Annotated in this window: 19 protein-coding genes; 7 read left to right on the top strand and 12 right to left on the bottom strand. The window is 68.0% G+C overall.

Features of this window, described 5'->3' with window-relative positions; genetic code table 11:
- Positions 1-50: 50 nt before the first annotated feature.
- On the bottom strand, positions 51-1,256 hold the full coding sequence (locus tag ACFYRU_RS28980) for a homogentisate 1,2-dioxygenase (RefSeq protein WP_387664117.1): 1,206 nt from the start codon (positions 1,254-1,256) through the stop codon (positions 51-53).
- Positions 1,257-1,325: 69 nt separating this feature from the next.
- On the opposite strand from ACFYRU_RS28980, the gene ACFYRU_RS28975 reads away from it, so the two are divergent.
- The 3 genes from ACFYRU_RS28975 (at position 1,326) to ACFYRU_RS28965 (ending at position 7,186) form a co-directional block, all read left to right on the top strand.
- The gene (locus ACFYRU_RS28975; protein ID WP_387664115.1) at positions 1,326-2,159 is read left to right on the top strand and encodes a hypothetical protein; all 834 of its coding nucleotides are present in this window, start codon (positions 1,326-1,328) and stop codon (positions 2,157-2,159) included.
- Positions 2,159-3,361 carry a fumarylacetoacetase gene (gene fahA, locus ACFYRU_RS28970; protein ID WP_387664113.1) on the top strand — a complete coding sequence of 401 codons (1,203 nt, stop codon included), beginning with the start codon at positions 2,159-2,161 and terminating at the stop codon, positions 3,359-3,361. The genes ACFYRU_RS28975 and fahA overlap by 1 nt, the downstream gene beginning before the upstream one ends.
- A gap of 81 nt (positions 3,362-3,442) precedes the next feature.
- Complete coding sequence (locus tag ACFYRU_RS28965; RefSeq protein WP_387664111.1) at positions 3,443-7,186, top strand: endo-alpha-N-acetylgalactosaminidase family protein; 3,744 nt, start codon at positions 3,443-3,445, stop codon at positions 7,184-7,186.
- A gap of 99 nt (positions 7,187-7,285) precedes the next feature.
- Here the strand turns inward: ACFYRU_RS28965 and ACFYRU_RS28960 are convergent, their stop codons facing one another.
- The 7 genes from ACFYRU_RS28960 to hppD all read right to left on the bottom strand — a co-directional run bounded on the left by ACFYRU_RS28960 (position 7,286) and on the right by hppD (position 13,698).
- Entirely contained in the window at positions 7,286-7,699 is a 414-nt protein-coding gene (locus tag ACFYRU_RS28960) for a hypothetical protein (RefSeq protein ID WP_387664109.1), read from the bottom strand.
- Between the two features lie 70 nt (positions 7,700-7,769).
- The gene (locus tag ACFYRU_RS28955) at positions 7,770-9,014 is read right to left on the bottom strand and encodes an ATP-binding protein (RefSeq protein ID WP_387664107.1); all 1,245 of its coding nucleotides are present in this window, start codon (positions 9,012-9,014) and stop codon (positions 7,770-7,772) included.
- 3 nt (positions 9,015-9,017) lie between these two features.
- Positions 9,018-9,716: a two-component system response regulator CseB gene (gene cseB / locus ACFYRU_RS28950; RefSeq protein ID WP_387664105.1), complete on the bottom strand. Its 699-nt coding sequence runs from the start codon at positions 9,714-9,716 to the stop codon at positions 9,018-9,020.
- Positions 9,717-9,730: 14 nt separating this feature from the next.
- Positions 9,731-10,330, bottom strand: a complete 600-nt coding sequence (locus ACFYRU_RS28945; protein WP_387664103.1) for a hypothetical protein — start codon at positions 10,328-10,330, stop codon at positions 9,731-9,733.
- Between the two features lie 131 nt (positions 10,331-10,461).
- Positions 10,462-11,838 carry an FAD-binding oxidoreductase gene (locus tag ACFYRU_RS28940; protein ID WP_387664102.1) on the bottom strand — a complete coding sequence of 459 codons (1,377 nt, stop codon included), beginning with the start codon at positions 11,836-11,838 and terminating at the stop codon, positions 10,462-10,464.
- Between the two features lie 44 nt (positions 11,839-11,882).
- The gene (locus ACFYRU_RS28935; RefSeq protein ID WP_387664100.1) at positions 11,883-12,356 is read right to left on the bottom strand and encodes a hypothetical protein; all 474 of its coding nucleotides are present in this window, start codon (positions 12,354-12,356) and stop codon (positions 11,883-11,885) included.
- A 139-nt stretch (positions 12,357-12,495) separates the two neighbouring features.
- Complete coding sequence (gene hppD, locus ACFYRU_RS28930) at positions 12,496-13,698, bottom strand: 4-hydroxyphenylpyruvate dioxygenase (protein WP_387664098.1); 1,203 nt, start codon at positions 13,696-13,698, stop codon at positions 12,496-12,498.
- A 153-nt stretch (positions 13,699-13,851) separates the two neighbouring features.
- Here hppD and ACFYRU_RS28925 point away from each other — a divergent pair, with 153 nt between their 5' ends.
- Positions 13,852-14,322: an Lrp/AsnC family transcriptional regulator gene (locus ACFYRU_RS28925; RefSeq protein WP_387664096.1), complete on the top strand. Its 471-nt coding sequence runs from the start codon at positions 13,852-13,854 to the stop codon at positions 14,320-14,322.
- Positions 14,323-14,570: 248 nt separating this feature from the next.
- On the opposite strand, the gene ACFYRU_RS28920 is transcribed toward ACFYRU_RS28925, so the two are convergent.
- Positions 14,571-15,215 (bottom strand): IclR family transcriptional regulator, encoded by a 645-nt coding sequence (locus tag ACFYRU_RS28920; RefSeq protein WP_141858847.1) that lies wholly within the window; start codon positions 15,213-15,215, stop codon positions 14,571-14,573.
- Positions 15,216-15,270: 55 nt separating this feature from the next.
- On the opposite strand from ACFYRU_RS28920, the gene ACFYRU_RS28915 reads away from it, so the two are divergent.
- Positions 15,271-16,023, top strand: a complete 753-nt coding sequence (locus ACFYRU_RS28915) for a hypothetical protein (RefSeq protein WP_387664094.1) — start codon at positions 15,271-15,273, stop codon at positions 16,021-16,023.
- On the opposite strand, the gene ACFYRU_RS28910 is transcribed toward ACFYRU_RS28915, so the two are convergent.
- Complete coding sequence (locus tag ACFYRU_RS28910) at positions 16,024-17,256, bottom strand: MFS transporter (protein WP_387664092.1); 1,233 nt, start codon at positions 17,254-17,256, stop codon at positions 16,024-16,026.
- Positions 17,257-17,285: 29 nt separating this feature from the next.
- The gene (locus ACFYRU_RS28905; protein ID WP_387664090.1) at positions 17,286-18,047 is read right to left on the bottom strand and encodes a phytanoyl-CoA dioxygenase family protein; all 762 of its coding nucleotides are present in this window, start codon (positions 18,045-18,047) and stop codon (positions 17,286-17,288) included.
- A 120-nt stretch (positions 18,048-18,167) separates the two neighbouring features.
- On the opposite strand from ACFYRU_RS28905, the gene ACFYRU_RS28900 reads away from it, so the two are divergent.
- Positions 18,168-18,872 (top strand): AraC family transcriptional regulator, encoded by a 705-nt coding sequence (locus ACFYRU_RS28900; RefSeq protein WP_387664088.1) that lies wholly within the window; start codon positions 18,168-18,170, stop codon positions 18,870-18,872.
- A gap of 14 nt (positions 18,873-18,886) precedes the next feature.
- Complete coding sequence (locus ACFYRU_RS28895) at positions 18,887-19,435, top strand: NUDIX hydrolase family protein (RefSeq protein WP_387664086.1); 549 nt, start codon at positions 18,887-18,889, stop codon at positions 19,433-19,435.
- 3 nt (positions 19,436-19,438) lie between these two features.
- Here the strand turns inward: ACFYRU_RS28895 and ACFYRU_RS28890 are convergent, their stop codons facing one another.
- A complete protein-coding gene (locus ACFYRU_RS28890) occupies positions 19,439-20,167 on the bottom strand; it encodes an SDR family oxidoreductase (RefSeq protein ID WP_387664084.1) in 729 nt (242 codons plus the stop codon).
- Between the last annotated feature and the right edge of the window lie 19 nt (positions 20,168-20,186).

Genomic DNA, 20,186 nt, shown 5'->3' with positions numbered 1-20,186 from the left:
CCCGCCGCCGAGTGCCGCGCAGTAGGTGGGGAGCGGGAGACGCGCCCTGGTCAGTTCTTGCGTCGGCCTGCCCAGGTCCAGGCGTAGACGCCGTCGTCGACGGCCTGGCCGCCCTCGCCGAGTTCGAGTGGGCGGAACGTGTCGACCATCACCGCGAGCTCCTCGAACCGCTCGGCCCCGAGCGACGCCTCGATCGCGGACGGCTGCGGGCCGTGCGCGTACCCGCCGGGGTGCAGCGAGATCGAGCCGAGGCCGATCCCGGAGCCCTTGCGGGCCTCGTAGTCACCGCCGCAGTAGAACATCACCTCGTCGGAGTCGACGTTCGAGTGGTAGTACGGCACCGGCACCGACAGCGGGTGGTAGTCGACCTTGCGCGGCACGAAGTTGCAGACCACGAAGTTGTACCCCTCGAACACCTGGTGCACCGGCGGCGGCTGGTGCACCCGGCCGGTGATCGGCTCGAAGTCGCTCACGTTGAACGTGTACGGGTACAGGCAGCCGTCCCAGCCGACCACGTCGAACGGGTGCGTCGCGTACGTCATCCGCGTCCCGACGATCCCGCCGGCGCCGTTGCCGCGGTGCTTCACCAGCACCTCGACGTCGGTGCCCTCCTCGACGAACGGCTCGGTGGTGGGGTGCAGGTCGCGTTCGCAGTACGGCGAGTGCTCGAGGAACTGGCCGTAGCGGGACAGGTAGCGCTTCGGCGGGGCGATGTGCGAGTTCCCCTCGATGCAGTACGCACTCACGCCTTCGGGCCCGGGCAGCCACCGGTGCGTGGTCGCGCGCGGGATGATGACGTAGTCGCCCTGGATCGCGTTCAGGACGCCGAACACGGTCTCGACGGTGGCCGAGCCCTTCTCCACGTACACGCACTCGTCGCCGATGCCGTTGCGGTAGTACGGCGAGGGCTGCTCGGCGACGACGTACGAGATCCGGACGTCGCCGTTGCCGAGGACGAGCCGCCGGTCTTCGACGGGGTTGGACTTGCTCGCGTCGGTGAACAGGTCGTGGAGCTTCAGGTGCCGCGGGGTCAGCGGGTGGTTCGGGACCGTCGCCAGGTCGGGCAGGTCCCAGATCTGGGAGTCGACGATCGCGGACGGTACGCCGGCGTGGTAGAGCAGCGAGGAGTCGGAGGAGAACCCCTCCTCGCCCATCAGCTCCTCGTAGTACAGCCCCCCTTTTTGGCCACCGTCCGGTTTCCGGAATTGGGTATGCCGCTTGGGTGGAACTTCCCCGACCTGCCGGTAGTACGCCATCTTATCCTGCCTATCCGATAATCGAACGCTTGCGTCCGCTTACCGAAAGCATCCGTTAGGCTCTGGGTCATGTCAACCGTCCCTGCCCTGTTCCGGCACCTGGTCGACGACGCCTCCATGTTCCCGCCGGGCAACCTCCCGCTCGCGGAGGCCGTCGCCGCCCACCAGTCCCACCTGAGTTCCTCGCACGCCGACCTGGTCGGCCCGTTCGTCTGCACAGACGACAACCTCCTGAACGTCGCCGAGGCCGCCCGTGAGCCGCTTCGGGTTTCGGTGGTGATCTCTGGTGGGGCGGGTGGGATCGAGCCGGTGGTGCGGTGGGGGGATCGGTCTAAGGATGTTGTGGTGACGGGGGTGGAGGTGCGGTTGCGGGACGAGGACGACTTGTCGCGGAACGCGCTGCGGGTGGTGCGGGCGTGTGACGACTGTTTCGACGAGGAGATGGCGTACGTCGAGGTCGGGACGGAAGGGGCCTGGGAGCGGGCGCTCGACGTGGTCGCCGACGCCGGGTACGCCGCCAAACTCCGCACCGGCGGCCTGGACGCCGCACTCTTCCCGTCCGCGGACCAGGTGGCCGCCTTCATCACCGCCTGCCTGGACCGTGAAGTGCCCTTCAAATGCACTGCTGGGCTGCACAACGCAGTCCGTCATACCGCGAAGGATTCGGGCTTCGAGCACCACGGTTTCCTCAACGTACTGCTCGCCACCCGCGCCTCACTGGACGGCGCGACCCAAGACGAACTCGTACAACTGCTGGAGAACCGCGACGGCGAAGTACTGGCGGCGCGGGCGCGCGAGCTGACGGACGACCAGGCGGCGAGCACCCGCCGGTGGTTCACCTCGTTCGGCTCCTGCAGCATCGAGGAGCCGTTGACCGACCTGAAGAGCTTGGGGTTGATGTGATGAGCTGGATCGACGTCCCGGACGGATCGCCGTTCGGCCCGGACAACCTGCCACTGGGCGTGTTCCGGTACGGCGACGAGGAACCACGGATCGGCGCCGCGATCGGCGACCAGATCATCGACCTCGCACCGGTCGCTTCCGCGCAGATGCTGGACGGTGCGCAACTGTTCGCCGAGCCGACCCTGAACGCGTTCCTCGCCCTCGGACGTCCGGCCTGGCGCGCGACCCGCAACTGGCTGCTCGACCTGGTCCGCAACCCCGGGGACCGGGACACGGTCGAGCCGCACCTGATCCCGCAGGACGCGGTGACCATGCAGCTGCCGTTCGAGGTCGCCGACTACGTCGACTTCTACGCCTCCGAGCAGCACGCGACGAACCTCGGCCGGCTGTTCCGCCCCGACTCCGAACCGCTGCTGCCGAACTGGAAACACCTCCCGGTCGGCTACCACGGCCGGGCCGGCACGATCGTTGCCAGCGGCACCGACATCGTCCGCCCGTCCGGCCAGCGCAAGGCCCCCGACGCCGCCGCGCCGGCCTTCGGCCCGTCCCAGCGTCTCGACATCGAGGTGGAGCTGGGCTACGTCGTCGGTACGCCGTCGACGCTCGGAAAGCCTGTCTCCGTTGACGATTTCGAAGACCACGTGTACGGCGTGGTACTGGTCAACGACTGGTCCGCCCGCGACCTCCAGGCCTGGGAGTACGTCCCCCTCGGACCCTTCCTCGGCAAGTCCTTCGCCACCTCCATCTCCCCCTGGCTCATCTCCCTCGACGCCCTGGCAACCACCGCCGTCCCGCTGAAACCCCAGGACCCACCTGTCCTTCCATATCTAGGCGGACAGAACCTCACGAATTTCGACATCACCTTCGAAGTCAGGTTGAACGGCAACGTCGTCAGCCGACCGCCGTACCGCGACATCTACTGGTCCCCCGCCCAGATGCTCGCCCACCTGACCGTCAACGGAGCCACCGTCCGTACGGGCGACCTGTACGCCTCCGGCACCGTCAGCGGCGCCGAGAAGAACCAGCGCGGCTCGTTCATCGAACTGACCTGGGGCGGCCGCGAACCACTGGTTGTCGACGGCAAGGAACACACCTTCCTGGAGGACGGCGACGAGGTCACGATCTCCGGCTGGGCCACCACACCGGGAGGTGCCCGGATCGGCCTCGGCGAGGTGACCGGCAGGATCATGCCGGCGCACTGACCGCGCCGAACCTTGCGTCAATCTGTTCATTAGTGTTCGTTTCTCTTGACGAACTCGCGGTTGCGTGCGAACTTCGTCGACATGAAACGTTCAGTGGGGTGTGGAGTACTGGCTGTAGCCATGGCCGCCGGGGTGCTGAGCGTGCCGTCCGGTGCGCAAGCCAGGCCGGCCGACGCCGCTCCGGCGCTGCGGTCGCCGGAGCTGACGGTCACCGTGGGAGCCGACTTCCCGCGGGTGATCAAGTACGTCGACAACGCCTCCGGGCAGGCCCTCGGCGGCCAGCCGGACGCGATCTCGACGGTCACGATCGACGGGGTCGCGCGCACCGCGCACCTGGTCGCGCCGCCGGCGATCAGCGACACGAAGGCGTCGTACACGCTCGGCTTCGACGCCGTGCCCGGCGTCGAGCTCGACACCAGCCTGAGCCTGGCCGGCCGGGTGACGACGTTCGCGATTGACGCGGTCCGCGACACCGACGCGAGCCGCGTCCACACGATCGACATCCCGAACCAGGACCTCGTCTCGGTGTCGAGTACGGACGCCGGCGCGACGACCGCGTTCACGACCCTGGACCCGGACTCGACCCGGAACGCGGACAAGATCACCCCGGTCACCGCGAGTACGCCCGGTGAGGCGTCCGCGACCGGTGCGGCGTACGCGTTCGTCAACACCAGCGGCCTCGCCGCGGGCATCGAGTCGAACTCGACGTACGACAAACCGTCGGGCCAGTCCGTCGACGACGGCGCCCGGTTCTGGCACCAGGCCCGCAAGGGCAGCGACGGCAGTACCCGCGTCGGCGTCTGGAGCGGCCAGTGGACGTACCGCGCCGACACCTCGCCGTACACCGAGCCACTCCCCTGGGCCAAGGTCGTCGTGACGCCGGACGCCAACCAGGACAACACTGTCGACTGGGAGGACGGCGCGGTCGCGTTCCGCTCGATCATGACCGAGCCGAACGGCGGCGACCAGGTCAAGAACCGGGTGATCACCCACATCCCGTTCAACTTCGCGAGCCAGGCCACCCACCCGTTCCTGCGGACCCTCGACGACGTCAAGCGGATCTCGCTGTCCACCGACGGGCTCGGCCAGATGGCCCTGCTGAAGGGCTACGCGTCCGAGGGCCATGACTCGGGTCACCCCGACTACGGCGGCAACTACAACCTCCGCGCTGGCGGTCTCACCGACCTGAACACACTGCTCAAGCAGGGCAAGGCGTGGAACGCGGCGTTCGGCGTGCACGTGAACGCGACCGAGTCGTACCCGGAGGCGAACGCGTTCAGCGAGGACCTCGTCGACAAGAACGCCAAGGGCTGGAACTGGCTCGGTCAGAGCTACTACATCAAGCAGCGGCCTGATCTTGCCTCCGGCAACATCATCAAGCGGTTCCAGCAGCTGCGCGACGAGACGGACAAGAACCTGCAGGAGCTGTACATCGACGTGTACTACCAGTCCGGCTGGCTGGCCGACGGCCTGACCCGGCAGCTGGCGGCGCAGGGCTGGCAGATCGCGACCGAGTGGGCGGACCGGCACGAGCGGACCTCGCTGTGGTCGCACTGGGCCAACGACCTCGACTACGGCGGCGCGACCAACAAGGGGCTGAACTCGCAGATCATCCGGTTCGTCCGGAACCACGAGAAGGACGTGTGGAACAACGACCCGATCCTCGGGCAGTCGGCGATCGTCGAGTTCGAGGGCTGGACCGGCGAGACCGACTGGAACGCGTTCTACACCAACATCTGGCAGCGCAACCTGCCGGCGAAGTTCCTGCAGCAGCAGAAGATCCTCGACTGGAACGCCGGCGACATCAAGTTCACCGGTGGGGTGCGCGGCGCGGTCGAGAGCGGCAAGCGAGCCGTGTACGTCGGCAACGCGAAGGTGCTCGACGGCGACAAGTACCTGCTGCCGTGGGACAACAACAAGAAGCTGTACCACTACAACCCAGCCGGCGGCCGCACCACGTGGCAACTCCCGCCCGCGTTGGCAGCCATCCCCACCTTCACCGCCTACCAACTGACCGACTCCGGCCGCACCAAGCCAACCACCATCCGTGCGAACCGTGGCACCATCACCCTCGACGCAGTCCCGGGCAAACCGTACGTGATCTACCCAGTAGCCGCTCCGCAGCCGCGCACCGTGAACTGGGGCGAAGGCACCCACCTGAAAGACCCCGGGTTCAACGCCGGCAACCTGGCTGCCTGGAACGCAACCGGTGGTGCAAGCATCGCGACACTCGAGAACGGGCAGCACGTGGCTGAGCTCGGGAAGAAGGCCTCGTCCCTCAGCCAGCGCATTACCGGCCTGACTGCGGGCCGTACGTACAGCGCGTCCGCCTGGGTGGAGGCGTACCGGCCGACGACCATCTCCGTCGACGGGGTGAAGAACGTGGTGCCGCGGTCGACCGTGGAGAACATGGTTGCTGCGGATGACAAGCACGGGATGTACTACCAGCGGGCGCGAATCCTCTTTCAGGCAAAGGGAAGCACCGCGGACCTGGCAATCGGAGCAGCAGCTGGAGCCGGGCAGGTTCGGGTGGATGATGTGCGGGTTGTCCAGACGTCACCGGCCGGTGCGGCGGAGGGGTTCGAGGATGTGGATCAAGGGTGGGGGCCCTTTATCAAGGGGGATGCGGGCGGGGTGACCGATCCGCGGACGGTGCTCGCGAAGAAACATGCGCCGTACACGCAGGCCGGGTGGAACGGGAAGCTTGTCGACGACGTACTCGACGGGAACTGGTCGCTCAAGTCTCACGAGGAGAACGAGGGACTGGTGTACCGGACCGCGCCGTGGACGGTGAACTTCCAGGCAGGGCACAAGTACAAGGTCAGCTTCGACTACGAGAGTGGTCGCGCCGGACAGTACGCGTGGATCCAGGGTGTCGACCGGCCGGCCTCGGTCGAGGTGAAGGCGACACCGATCGGTGAGCAGCGGACGAAGGCGACCTTCAACCAGGAGTTCGTGGCCGGCTGCGGCGGCGACTACTGGGTCGGGTTGCGCAAGCTGACCGACGGCGGCGACCAGACCGACTTCGTCATGGACAACTTCGCCGTCACCGATCTCGGTCCGACCACCGAGCCGGCGGACTGCACCTCGGTTGCCGTCACCGGCCTGACCGGTCTCGTCTCCGGCGAGGCGAACACCGTCACGACGACATTCACCAACAACGATGTGGTTGCTGCCAGCAACATCACGCTCGGTCTGACCGCGCCCGACGGCTGGACCGTCACCGCAACAACTCCGGCGACCCACGCGACCGTTGCCGCCGGTGCGACCGCAACGACGACGTGGGACGTGACTCCGCCGGCCGGTACGCCGGAAGGAAAGTACGTGCTGACGGCAACAGGTGGTCAGGCAACGATCACCGCCGAAGCCACCGTACTGCCGCCGGGGATCGTCCCGCAGTCGCGGATCAAGGTGGTGGACGTCGACAGCGAGGACGTCGCCACCGGTGGTGCGGCGACGATGGCGCTGGACGGAAACCCCAGTACGATCTGGCATTCCGCGTGGTCACAGGTCAGTACGCCGGCCGGGTTCCCGCACTTCATGACGCTCGACCTCGGGTCGGCGTACCAGGTGAACGGCTTCAGCTACCTGCCCCGGCAGAGCGGGACGAACGGGATGTTCAAGGGGTACGAGCTCTATGTCAGCGCCGACGGCCAGGACTGGGGTACGCCGGTGGCGACGGGTCAGTTCCCGAACTCCACCGCCGTACAGCGGCTCGACTTCACCCCCAAGCCAGGCCGCTACGTGAAGTTCGTCGGCACCAGTTCGTTGAACGGCGCAGTCTTCGGATCAGCCGCCGAGCTCAACGTGTACGGCACCCACTGAGGGGGCTTGAACACCAACTGGGGGCGCTGCCCAGGTTATTTCCTGTGCAACGCCCCCAGTACTTATCCCCACCCCCGGCAGTTGGCCGGTCCCCCCGGGCTACTTGGTGATGGTCACCGAGACCGGCGCCGACGCGGTCTTGGCCGCGACGACGCGGAACTTGTTCACGCCGACCCGGCCGCTCTGCACCCAGACCGAGTAGGTCGCGCGGCCGGTCACCTTGGTGGTGGCCGGGAAGTTGACCCACTTGCCGTTCTCCAGGCGCTGCACCTGGACGACGGTGTTCGCCGCGATACCGGAGGTCTTGCCCGTGAAGGAGACCTTGGCCCACGCCTTCGCGGTGGCCTTGTCCGACTTGATCGTGATCGACTTCGCGACGGCCGGGGTGGTGGCTGCAACCTGCTGCGTGGTGGCAGCGTTGGCCTGCAGGGCACCCGCGACACCGAGGCCGGCTGCAGCCAGGGCGACACCGGCGAAAGCGGCAGCGGTACGACGAACGAACTGAGTACGCATGATCTGTGGTTTCCCCTCGTTTTGTTGGTGTTACGGAGGAGAAGACGCGACGCGCGCGGGAAAGGTTGTGTTACGACTCCGTCTCAGGTCCGGCGGGCAGCACGAGCCGCGCGAGCGCGCCGCCACCAGGAGCTTCGCCGAACGTGAGTTCGGCACCCAGCACCTTGGCGTGACCGGCCGCGATGGTCAGGCCGAGTCCGTGGCCGACGCCGCGTTCGGCCATCCCGGACCGGAACCGGCGCGGGCCTTCGGCAATCAGTTCCTCGGGGTAACCGTTGCCGTGGTCAACCACCTCGACGGTCCGGCCGCTGACCGTCACCTCGACCGGCGGCTTCCCGTGCCGCAGGCCGTTCACGATCAGGTTGGCCAGGATCCGCTCGATCCGCCGCGAGTCGGTCGACACCGTCTCGCCGGTGCCGTCCAGGTGGACGACGACGTCGTCCGGCGCCAGCCCCTGCTGCATCCGCAACCGCCCGACGGCGGACCCGACGAACGCGCCGAGCCCGACCAACTCCAGATCGGCCTGCTCGACCCCCGAGTCGAACCGGGCGATCTCCAGCAGGTCCTCGACCAGCCGCCGCAGCACCTTGGCCCGGTCCCGGACCAGCTCGCTCGGACGCCCCGGCGGCAGCAGCTCCGCCGCGGTCGTCAGCCCGGTGACCGGTGTCCGAAGGTCGTGCGCCACGTCCGCGGTGAACCGGCGTTCGGCCTCGAGCTGACCGCGCAGCGAACTGGCCATCGTGTCCAAGGCGGTCGCCAGCGACTGCACCTCGTCCTTGCCCTTGCCGACGGCCTCCGCCGCGGACGCGTCCAGGTCACCGGCCGCGATCCGCCGCGCCGTACCGGCCACCGCGACGATCCGCTTGGACAGGCTGCCGGCGAGGATCACGCTGACCAGGGCGACCAGCGCCACCGTACCGATCCCGCCGAGGATCAGCGCCTGCTGCAACGCCTGCATCGAGTCGTCGGTGTTGTCGTAGTCCTGCTCGATCGACAGCACCTTGCCGTCCTTGACCGCGACCGCCGCCCACATCTTGGCGTGCGGCGACCCGGTCTTGAACGTCGCCCGCTTCCCGGACAGCACCGCGTCGCGCAGTTGCGGCGGCAGGTCCGGATCGTCGAGCTTCGCCCCGAACACCGGTACGTCGTTGGTGTCGTAGCTCTGCGCCGCGAGCTGGATCCGCTCGTCCGCGAAGCTGCGCGTCCGGTCCAACCTGGCCGACTGGGCCTGGGTGTAGACCGCGACGCACAGCACCAGGATCGCGAGCGACGAGACCAGCAGGAAGATCAGACCGAGTTTGCCCCGGAGACCCATCCGCTAGGCCCTGAGTTTGTACCCGAAGCCGCGGACGGTTTCGATGCGGTCGGCACCGATCTTGGTCCGCAGCCGCTGCAGGTGGACGTCGACCAGCCGGCCGTCGCCGCCCCACTCGTAGTCCCAGACGCGCTGCAGCAGCGTCGACCGGCTGAGCACCACACCGGGGTTGTTCGCGAACTCGATCAGCAGCTTGAGCTCGGTCGGCGTCAGTTGCACGGTCGCGCCACCGCGCCGTACCTCCAGGGCCTCCCGGTCCAGCTCGAGGTCGCCGAACGACTCCACGCCGGAACCGGCCGCCGGTGCCGGGCGCTCCGGGTCCGAGACCGCGCGCCGCATCACCGCCCGCAGCCTGGCCACCAGCACCTGGGTGTCGAAGGGTTTGGTCACGTAGTCGTCGGCGCCCGCTTCCAGGCCGAGGACGACGTCGAGGGCGTCTCCGCGCGCCGAGACCATCACGATCGGGACCGTGCTGGTCTCGCGGATCCGCCGGCACACCGAGATGCCGTCCAGGCCGGGCAGCATGATGTCCAGCATCACGACGTCCGGATGGATCTTCTCGAAGCGCTCGATCGCCTCCAGGCCGTCCTCGGCCGTGGTCACGTCGTAGCCGTGACGTTCGAGGGTCAGTTGGGTCGCCTCACGGATCACCGCGTCGTCCTCGACCATGAGGATCTGCGCTGCCGGTTCTTCCGGTACCACGAACTTGTGTCTCCCTACTGGTCCGTCGAGCTCACCTTGGTCATCTGCCGACCGTTCCAACGGTAGACCTCGACCCGGCGACCCGACGGGCAGCAGACCGGGTCGTTGATCGTGAAGATCTTCGACTCGACCACCAGCTCGCCCTGCGGGCTGGCGTTCACGGTCGGCTGCTCGACATCAAGATTCCAGATCGGCCGCGGGCCCGAGGGCTCGACGGCGATCAGGAAGATACCGAAGACGAACTTCTCCAGAGTATGGATCAGGACGATCTGCTGAGGTGTACCGCTGTGCATTACATCAACGGTCTTACCCCTGCTGAGGCAACGCGAAATCACCGTGCAATTCGAAAGGACTTTCCGGTCGTAGTCCGACAGCCGCCGATCGGCGAGCAGCCGGGCCCGGACTTTGTACAGGTCAACAGGCTGGACCGGGGTCTGCTCGGGGCGCGGGGAGGTGGTTCCGGTGCCCAGCGCAACGGACGGTGTCGGGGTGTCCGGTGGGGGCGATTCGGGGCCCTCGACCCGCAGTCCGCCGCCGTTCGCGCAGGCTCCGAGCAGCGTCGACGCGACCACGGCCGCGACGGCAGCAAGCACGGTACGGCGCAACCGACCCATCGGGCGCCTCCTACCCTGCATCCGGTCCCCCCGCGAGTTCACTAGCTTCCTATGCTCCAGTCCTGACGTCACATTCGATGGCCGTGGAGGTCGAATGGGCTCGGCAGTTCTGTTGCGGTTCCGTCACAACCTCACTCGGCCACGATCTTGCCGGGGTTGAGCAGGTTCTTCGGGTCCAGCGCGGACTTGATCGCCCGGTGCACGTCGAGCGCGACCGGCCCGATCTCTGCGGCCAGCCAGGTCCGCTTGAGGACGCCGACACCGTGCTCGCCGGTGATCGTGCCACCGAGCTCCAGCCCGATCGCCATCACCTGCTCGAACGCCTCCTGCGCCCGCTCGGCCTGCGCCGGGTCGGTCTGGTCGAAGACCACCGTCGGGTGCATGTTCCCGTCGCCGGCGTGCCCGAGGACGCCGATCGTGATGTCCAGCTCCGCCGACAGCTGCTCGAGCCGGCCGATGAACTCGGCCAGCCGCGACCGCGGTACGGCGACGTCGTCGATCATCGTCGTACCGAGTTGCTCGAGGGCGGTCAGCGCGACCCGGCGGCCTTCGAGCAACAGGTCGCCCTCGGCGTCGTCCTCGGCCTCGATGCACTCCAGCGCGCCGTGGTCGCGGCACAGCTTGGCCACCGCGGCGACATCGGCCGCGCCCGCCTCACCACCCGCGTCGGACTGCGCGATCAGCATCGCGCCGGCCTCCTCGGGCAGGTCCATCCGCTTGTACTTGTTGACCGCCTGGATCGTGGTCCGGTCCATGATCTCCAGCAGGCTGAGCGAGACGCCGCTGCGGATGATCTCCAGGATCGCGTTCCCGGCCTCCACGCCGGAGCCGAACAGCGCGGCCATCGTCTTCGGCTTCGCCGCGGCCGGGCGGAGCATCAGGGTCGCCTCGGTGATGATGCCGAGGGTGCCTTCGCTGCCCACGATCAGCTTGGCCAGGTCGTACCCGGCGACACCCTTCACGGTCTTCCGGCCGGTCCGCAGTACCCGGCCGTCGGCGAGCACGACCTCCAGGCCGAGCACGTAGTCCGTGGTCACGCCGTACTTCACGCAGCACAGGCCGCCCGAGTTCGTGGACAGGTTGCCGCCGATCGAGCAGAACTCCCAGCTGGACGGGTCCGGCGGGTAGAACAACCCGTGTTCGGCGACCGCGCGGGACAGGACGGCGTTGTAGACGCCGGGCTGGGTGACGACGTACCGGTCGACCGGCTCGATCGCCAGGATCCGGTCCATCTTCTCCAGCGAGATCACGATGCAGCCGTCGAGCGCGTTCGCGGCGCCGGACAGGCCGGACCGGGCGCCTTGCGGGACGATCGGTACGCCGGCCTCGTTCGCGACCCGTACGGCCGCCTGGACGTGCGCGGTCTCCCGGGCCAGGACGACCGCCAGCGGCATCCCGGCCGGGCAGAACATCGCCCGGTCGTACCGGTAGCTCTCCATCCGGTCCGGATCGGTCACCAGCGCCTCGGGCGGCAGTACCTGACGCAGCTGCTCGACAACCTCACTCATACTGCGAGCCTAATAACTACTACGCGGTACTGCTCACCTGTGTCTCAGCGCGTGCGCTTGGTGGCGTTCTCGGAGATCTCCTCGTAGCCGCCGCCGTAGTTGTGGTACTCCCGGCCGACCGCGGTGAACGTGATGCCCCCGCTGGTCGCCTTCACCTTCGGCGTCCGGCAGGTGCGCTGGCCCTGGATGACCGATCCGTTGCCGCCGCTGCTGTCGCAGCTGAGCACCCGGCCGTCGTTGCCGCCGCCGGACTGGACCAGGAAGGCGTTGGCCTTCGCGTTGGCCACCAGCGGCGAGGCCATCGTGATCTCGGCCCAGTACTGGTAGCAGTTGTCCCGGACGAGCCGGATCGTGCCCCAGCTGGGCGGCTGGTGGTTGCGCAACATCGGCGCCGAGGCGATGGATGTCGCGCCAGAACAGTTGGCGGCCGTGGCCGCCTCGGCCGGGACCGCGGAGAGGGCGAACGCGCCCACCCCGGCCAGGCCGGCGGTGCTGAGCAGAATGCCCAGTGTCTTCATGACGAAACCCTTCCTGAGCGCGCGCCCCGACGCACACTCAGGAAGGCACACTACGCGAACGGAGCCTGCCCCGACAGTCATTCCGGTAATCGGACGGCGACACGCCGTGTTCAGTTGCGTACGGCAATTTTTTGATCGTTCAGAGGTTGCCGCGGCGTTCCTGTTCGCGCTCGATCGCCTCGAACAGGGCCTTGAAGTTGCCCTTGCCGAAACCGAGCGAACCGTGCCGCTCGATCAGCTCGTAGAACACCGTCGGGCGGTCGCCGATCGGCGCGGTGAAGATCTGCAGCAGGTAGCCGTCCTCGTCCCGGTCCACCAGGATGCCGCGGGACTGCAGTTCCTCGATCGGTACCCGCACCTGACCGATCCGGGCGCGCAGCTCCGGGTCCTCGTAGTAGGAGTCCGGGGTGTTCAGGAACTCCACGCCGTTCGCGCGCATGATGTCGACGGTGCGCAGGATGTCGTTGGTGGCCAGCGCGATGTGCTGCGCGCCGGCGCCGTCGTAGAACTCCAGGAACTCGTCGATCTGGGACTTCTTCTTCGCCACCGCCGGCTCGTTCAGCGGGAACTTCACCCGGTGGTTGCCGTTGGCGACGACCTTGCTCATCAGCGCGGAGTAGTCGGTGGCGATGTCGTCACCGATGAACTCCGCCATGTTCACGAAGCCCATCACCTTGTTGTAGAAGGCAACCCACTCGTCCATCTTGCCGAGCTCGACGTTGCCGACCACGTGGTCGACGGCCTGGAACAGCCGCTTCGGGTGCCCCTCGGGACGGGTGACCTTCGTCGTCGCGGCGACGAAGCCGGGCAGGTACGGGCCGTCGTACTTGCTCCGGTCGATCAGCGTGTGCCGGGTGTCGCCGTACGCCGCGATCGCCGCGCGGCGGATCGTGCCGTGCTCGTCGGTGACGTCGTTCGGCTCCTCCAGGACGACCGCGCCGACCTTGCGGGCGTGCGCGATGCACTTGTCGACGTCCGGCACCTCGAGCGCGAGGTCGGCGACGCCGTCGCCGTGCTTGCGGTGGTGGTCGAGCAGCGGGCTCTTCGGGCTGACGCCGCCGGAGATCACGAAGCGGGCCGAGCCGGCCTTCAGGACGTACGACTTGGCGTCCTTGTTGCCGGTCTCCGGGCCGGAGTACGCGACCAGGTCCATCCCGAACGCGAGCTGGTACCACTTCGCGGTCTGGGTGGCGTTGCCGACCACGAACACCACGGCGTCCATCGCGGTGACCGGGAACGGGTCGGTGCTCTCGTCGTACGGCACCAGGCCGACGAGCTGCTTCAGCTGGTCGAGGTCGAGATCGGCGTCGAGCTCTGCAGGGGTGAGGTCGGTGCTGGTCATCGGTGCTCCTCCGGGTTTCGGATCGGTAACCCGAGCCTCGCTGGACCGCGACAGGTTGCGCAACAGTTGGCTGTTTTGTTAGGCAGGTTGCGCACTCTTCTGGGGTGATTGCTAGGCTATTTGGTCAGTCTGACTATGTGTGGAGGATTCGTAATGTCCGTCGACGCACTGGATGCCCGGATCCTGAAGTTGTTCGCCGTCGAACCGCGTGTCGGCGTACTGGAAGCCAGCCGCCGGCTGGGCGTAGCCCGCGGCACCATCCAGGCCCGCCTGGACCGCCTGCAACGCGACGGGGTAGTACGAGGCTGGGGCCCCGACATCGACACGACCGCGATCGGCTACCCGGTCACCGCGTTCGCCACCCTGCAGATCGAGCAGGGCTCCGGCCACACCACGGTCGCCGAAGCGTTGGCCCGCATCCCCGAGGTCCTCGAGGTCCACACCATCACCGGCGCCGAAGACCTCTGGTGCCGCATCGTCGCCCGCTCCAACGCAGACCTACAACGCGTAATCGACCAGGTAGTCATCGTGAGAGGCATCCAACGAGCCTCAACGGTAATCGCCCTGGCCGAACAAATCCCCCACCGAGTCCTCCCCCTAGTAGAAGCCGCCACCAAGAACTAACAGGTGCCGCCCCACGCAGCACGAGAAGAACTGACAGGTACCGACCCACAGGAGGGAGCAGTCAGACCCGCAGCCCGGTCAGCCCAACCACCACGCCACAACCCAACTGCAGCCCCTCCCGGGACGGCGACCCGTCAGCCCGTCCCGCCCTCCACACGGCACAGCACCTGTCAGCTCTTCGCCTCTCCGCACGGCACAGCACCTGTCAGCTTGTCCAGCCTCGTGCGGCGCAGCACCTGTTAGTTCTGTCAGGCGAGGCGTTTGGCTACTTCTACGGCCGCGCGGGCTACTCGGGGGCCTACGAAGTCTCGGTCCAGTTTGCCTAGGACGACCACGCCGATCGATGCCTCTACGCCGGGGACGCCCAGGACCGGGGACGAGACGCCTTGGGCGCCGGCTTGGAGTTCGCCGGAGGTTACTACGAAGGGGCGCCCGGCGGGGTCGGGCTTGCGGCGGCCGGCGAGGATCGCCTTGCCGGCGGCGCCTTGGTCGAGGGCGTGGCGGGAGCCCATCCGGTACGAGACGTGGTAGTCGGTCCAGCTCGGTTCGACGACCGCGATCGCGAGCGCCTCCTCACCGTCCGCGACCGTCAGATGCGCGGTGGCACCGGTGTCCTCGGCGAGCGAGCGCAGTACGGGCAGAGCGGCGTCACGCAGCGTCGGCTGCACGCGGCGGCTGTAGTGGAGTACGGCGAGACCGAGACGAGCCCGCCCCTCGCTGTCCCGGCGCACCAGCCGGTGCAACTCGAGCGTATTCACCAAGCGGTACACCACCGTCCGGCTGACCCCCAGCGCCGCCGCGAGCTCGGTAATGGAGAGCCCGTCCGGGGCGTCCGCCAGCAACTCGAGGACGGTGAGTCCCCGGTCGAGCGTCTGCGAGGTCTCGGCTGGCACCCAGCTAGCGTATCCGTTATTCGTGCGCGGCCCGATGGCCCCGTATCTTGCTGCCGTGCGAAATTACTGGTCGCTGCTCCCCGCCGTCCTCGTGACCGTGGGTCTGATTCTGGTCTACGCCGTTCCGACCATCATCAACCCGCAGTGGACGAGCTCGATCATGGCGCTGTTCCGCACCGCCCCGCTGCCCGACGACCCGACCGCGGAGGAGTCCCGCCGCGCGGCCGGCGTACTCGGCCCGCAGCAGCTCCGGTCCCGCCGGATGCTGGCGATCGCGATGGTGCTCGGCGCGATCGCACTGATCGGCTTCAACATCTTCTCGCTGAACCGCGAGGCGGTCGGCTGCTACAAGGCGGCCCGGGCGTTCGGCGCCGAGGACGGCCCGGACACCAAGGACCCGTGCTACGAGATGATCTACGGCTCGTTCATGGGTGACGGCACCGGCCAGCCCACGGAGGCAAAGCCGCAGCCGGTCGAGTACTACCAGCTGGTGAAGGGCAAGAAGCCGAAGTACCTCAAGTGGATCCAGAACGCCCCGAAGTACGACGACGCCGACCTGATCATCGGCGTCCTCGGCAAGTGCTCGTCGGACGTGATCGTGCAGCAGCTGGACGACCAGATCAAGGTGTTCATCGACAGCGACGTCCCTTGCCCGCCCGACAGCAACATCTCGGTGCTGTCGGTGAAGCTGAAGAAGCCGCTCGGCGACCGCAAGCTGGTCACCGTCGGCGACAAGGAGATGACCGCGATCAACCCGGACCTGGACTCCTGGTTCACGGTCGTCAAGAAGCTCGCGACCGGCGGCTGATCAGCTCAAAGCCCGCGTCTGCGAGTCGTAGACCCGGAACGGCCGGTTCCGCGCGAGCAGGATCAGCAGGCCCGTGATGCAGACGGCAGCGCCACCGAGCAGTGCAACCGTCGGGCTGGTCAGCGAGGACGTCGTACCGACGACGAAGTCGCCGAGCCGCGGACCGCCGGCGACCACCACGATGAACACGCCCTGCAGCCGGCCACGCATCGCGTCCGGCGCCGCGGACTGCAGCACGGTGTTCCGGTACGCCGAACTCACCATGTCGGCCGCACCGGACATCGCCAGCAGCGCGACGCCCAGCCAGATCGTCCGGGACAGCCCGAACAGCCCGACGGCCGCGGCGTACGCGGTGATCGCGACCACGATTGCGATGCCCTGACGGCGGACCCGGGTCACCCACCCGGAGAAGATCACTCCGATCAGCGCCCCGATCGCGGGTGCGGCCTGCAGTACGCCGACGGTCCGTACGCCGCCGCCGAAGAACGCGCCCGCCACCGCCGGGAACAGCGCCCGCGGCTGCGCGAACACCATCGCGAGGATGTCCGCGAGGAACGTCGCCAGCAACGCCGGCGCCGCGCGCAGGAACGAGAAGCCTTCGAGTACGGACCGCAGCCCGGCCCGCCGTACCGCTCCGGTCGGTGGCACCGCGGGCAGCCGGAACAACGCGTACAGGGCTGCCGTGAACGTGATCACGTCGACCAGGTACGCCGCCGCGAACCCCTTCCACGCGATCACGGCCGCACCGAGCAGCGGCCCGGCGGTGAAGCCGAGGTTGAACGCCGCCTGGCTGAGCGTGTTCGCGGCCGGCAACAGTTCGGGCCGGATCAGCCGCGGGATGATCGCGGACCGGGCCGGGTTGTTCACCGCGAAGCACGCCGACTGGCACGCGACCACGCCGTACAGCACGCCGACCTCTCCCCAGTCGAGGTGCGACTGCAGGACCAGCACCATCGACAGCAGCCACAGCCCGGTCGAGGAGACGAGCGAGAGCGTACGGCGGTCGATCGCGTCGGCCATCGCGCCGCCGTACAGCCCGAAGACGATCAGCGGAACCAGCGAGCACAGCCCGACCAGCCCGACCGCGAACGTCGAGTGGGTCAGCGCGTACACCTGGATCGAGACCGTCACCGCGGTCATCTGCTGGCCGAGCTGCGACACCGTCGACCCGATCCACAACCTGCGGAAGTCGGCGGACTCCCGCAGCGGCCGGATGTCGGTGAGCAGACGCACACAGACAACTTATGCCACGTTGTAAATTTTCAGACCCTTGGGAAGAGCGGGTGCTCGGGTGGGGCGCCGACGGTGAGGCCGAGGCCGTCGGTGACGACGTGGGCGGCGCCGGTGTAGGTCGCTTCGGCGTCGAAGTAGATGTTCACGTGCGCGATCCGCGGGTCGTCGGTCAGGTTCGGGGTCGCGGAGTGCGCCAGGTAGGCATTGTGGAAGGTGCAGTCGCCGGCCTGCAGCGGGATCGTCAGGCGCTCCTCCCAGCGCAGGTCGGGCGCGGCGCGGAACATGTCGTCGCGGTCGGACAGGTCCTGGCTGCGCAGGTCCTGGTGGTTCTGCGATCCGGGGATGAACGTCATGCAGCCGCGCTCCACCGGTACGTCGACCAGCGCGATCCAGGCGGACAGCGAGGCGCGGGAGCCGGCGTGCGGCCAGTACGGCGCGTCCTGGTGGAACTCGGTCGCGGCGCCGTTGTGCGGTGCCTTGATCAGGAGCTGGTCGTGCCAGATCCGGACGGGTACACCGGCGAGCGCGGTCGCGGCGGCAGCCAGGCGCGGGTCGAGGGTGAGCTGCTTGAGTACGTCGTTCTGCTGCCAGACGTTGACGTACTGGTTGAAGATCTTCGACCCCTCGTAGTTGTCGTCGGCGCGCTTGGCGGTGGCGAGCGCGGCCTCGGCGAACCGGGCGGCCTCGTCGCGGCCGATGATGTTCTTGATCCGTACCACGCCGTCGCGGTGGTAGGCGGAAATGGTCTCGCCGTCGAGGGTGACGGGTGCCGTAGGCTCGGTGGTGGTCATTCGGTTGCTCCTGGGATTCGCTCGTACTGGAAGGTGTTTCCAGGGTCGCTGGGTCGGAGTCGCCGGGGACAGGATGTCGTTGACCATGGGTTGACCGAAATTCACCTCGTTGGAGGGCTTGTGCACAACGTGCTGAGCAGTGAGGTGTTCCCGGATCCGCGGTTGCCGGTCGCGGGTGAGCGGATCGAGTTGGTGGCGGACGTTGCTGTGCACAGCCATGCGTTCTTCGAGATCGCGGTGGTTGTTGCCGGGTCGGGGACGCATGTGTCGGCGGGTGGTGAGGTGTTGCTGGAGCCGGATTCGGTGGTGGTCATTCGTCCGGGTGAGTGGCATGGGTACGTCGAATGCTCCGGTCTGGTCGTACGCAACGCTTACCTCGGACCGGATGTGTTCGGGTTGTTGTCGGGCGCATTGGTACCTGGCTGGACGGGCGCGGCGCGGGTCGGCGCTGGTGCGGCGCGGGTCGGCGCTGGTGTGGCGGGGGTGGGGTTGCGGGTGGCGGTGCATCCGGCGGTGCAGCAGGCTATGCGGGTGCTGGAAGCCGACTTGGGCGAGCCCTGGACCCTTGAGCAGTTGGCGGCCTGCGTCAACCTTGCGCCTGGGTATCTGATTCGGGTGTTCGGCAAGCACGTGGGCATGTCGCCGATGGCGTACCTGAACCGGATCCGCGCCGAGCGAGCGGCAGGGTTGCTGATCGAGACCGAACTGCCGGTGGCGACGATCGGCGCCGCGGTCGGCTGGCACGACCCGAGCCACGCCACCCGCCGGTTTCGCTCAACATTCGGACTGAGTCCATCCCAGTACCGGTCCGCTTTCAGACCGTAGGCAAAGATGGGCACATGACGTCGTCGCTGCAAACGCCTGATCCGAATCCCGGCTGGCTGTCCGAGTTCGCGCTTGCCGAGACCCGGACGCGGGTCCCGATCCTGTACGTCGAGGCCGTGCCGGCCCGGGTCGACGCGCTGGGCCAGATCGAGCACATCGGGGTGCTGCTGCGGACCTCGGCCGCGACCGGCGAGATCATCCGCACCCTCGTCTCCGGGCGGGTGCTGCACAACGAGTCGATCCGGGACGCGCTGCAGCGCAACATCGAGAAGGACCTCGGCCCGGCGGCCTTCCCGCGGCTGCCGGCGACGCTCGTACCGGTGACGGTCGCGGAGTACTTCCCGTTCCCCGGGATGACCCCGCTGCACGACCCACGGCAGCACGCCGTCGCGCTCGTGTACGTCGTACCCGTCACCGGCGAGTGCAACCCGCGCCAGGACGCCCTCGAGCTGACCTGGCTGACCCCGGAAGAAGCGCTGGCGCCGAGCCTTCTGAACGACCTCGAGGGCGGCCGCGGCCAGCTCCTCAAGCAGGCCCTCGCCTGGTCCGGCGCCATCGTCTGACCATTACCAGGGCAGGCGACCTTCCTCCGCGTAGACGTGCCCGGTGGGACCGTCTACGCCCAGCGTCGCCAGGCCGACGGCGACGGCGGCGCCTTGGGCGGGGGTACGTTCCGTCGACCAGCCGCCCATGTCGGTGGCGCACTTGCCGGGGTCGGCGGCGTTGACGAGAATGCCGGTGCCGCGCAGTTCGTTGGCCAACATCACCGTGACCATGTTCACGGCCGCCTTCGACGAGTTGTACCCGAGCGTCAGCACCGTCGACAGCCGCGACTCCGGATCCCCGACCTGTTCGAACGACGCCAGCGAGGTGGACAGGTTCACCACCCGCGCCTGCTCGGCGCGACGCAGCAACGGCAGGAACGCCTGCGTCACCCCCACCAGCCCGATCACGTTCGTCTCGAACGCGGACCGCAGTACGTCACCCGTCACCTCCGACACCGGCCCGTCCCCCGCCGGGATGATCGCCGCGTTGTTCACCAGTACGTCGAGCCGCCCGTAAGCGTCGGCCACCGTCGAAACAGCCGCGGCGACCGACTCGGGAGACGTCACCTCCAACGGCAGCGCGACCGCATCAAGGCCCTCGGCAACCAACTCCTTCGCGGCGACCGCACCACGCTCCGCGTCCCGCGACCCGATCAGTACCGTGAACCCGGCCGCCCCCAGCTGCCGCGCGATCTCGTTGCCGATGCCCTTGTTGGCGCCCGTGACGAGCGCGATCTTGTTCGTGTTCATGCCGCCAACCCTGCGGCTC

Origin of the sequence: Kribbella sp. NPDC004536 (assembly GCF_042873835.1) — a bacterium.
Classification (GTDB): domain Bacteria; phylum Actinomycetota; class Actinomycetes; order Propionibacteriales; family Kribbellaceae; genus Kribbella.
Note: the sequence above shows the minus strand (reverse complement) of the source record. Positions and strands in the feature narration are given on the sequence as shown.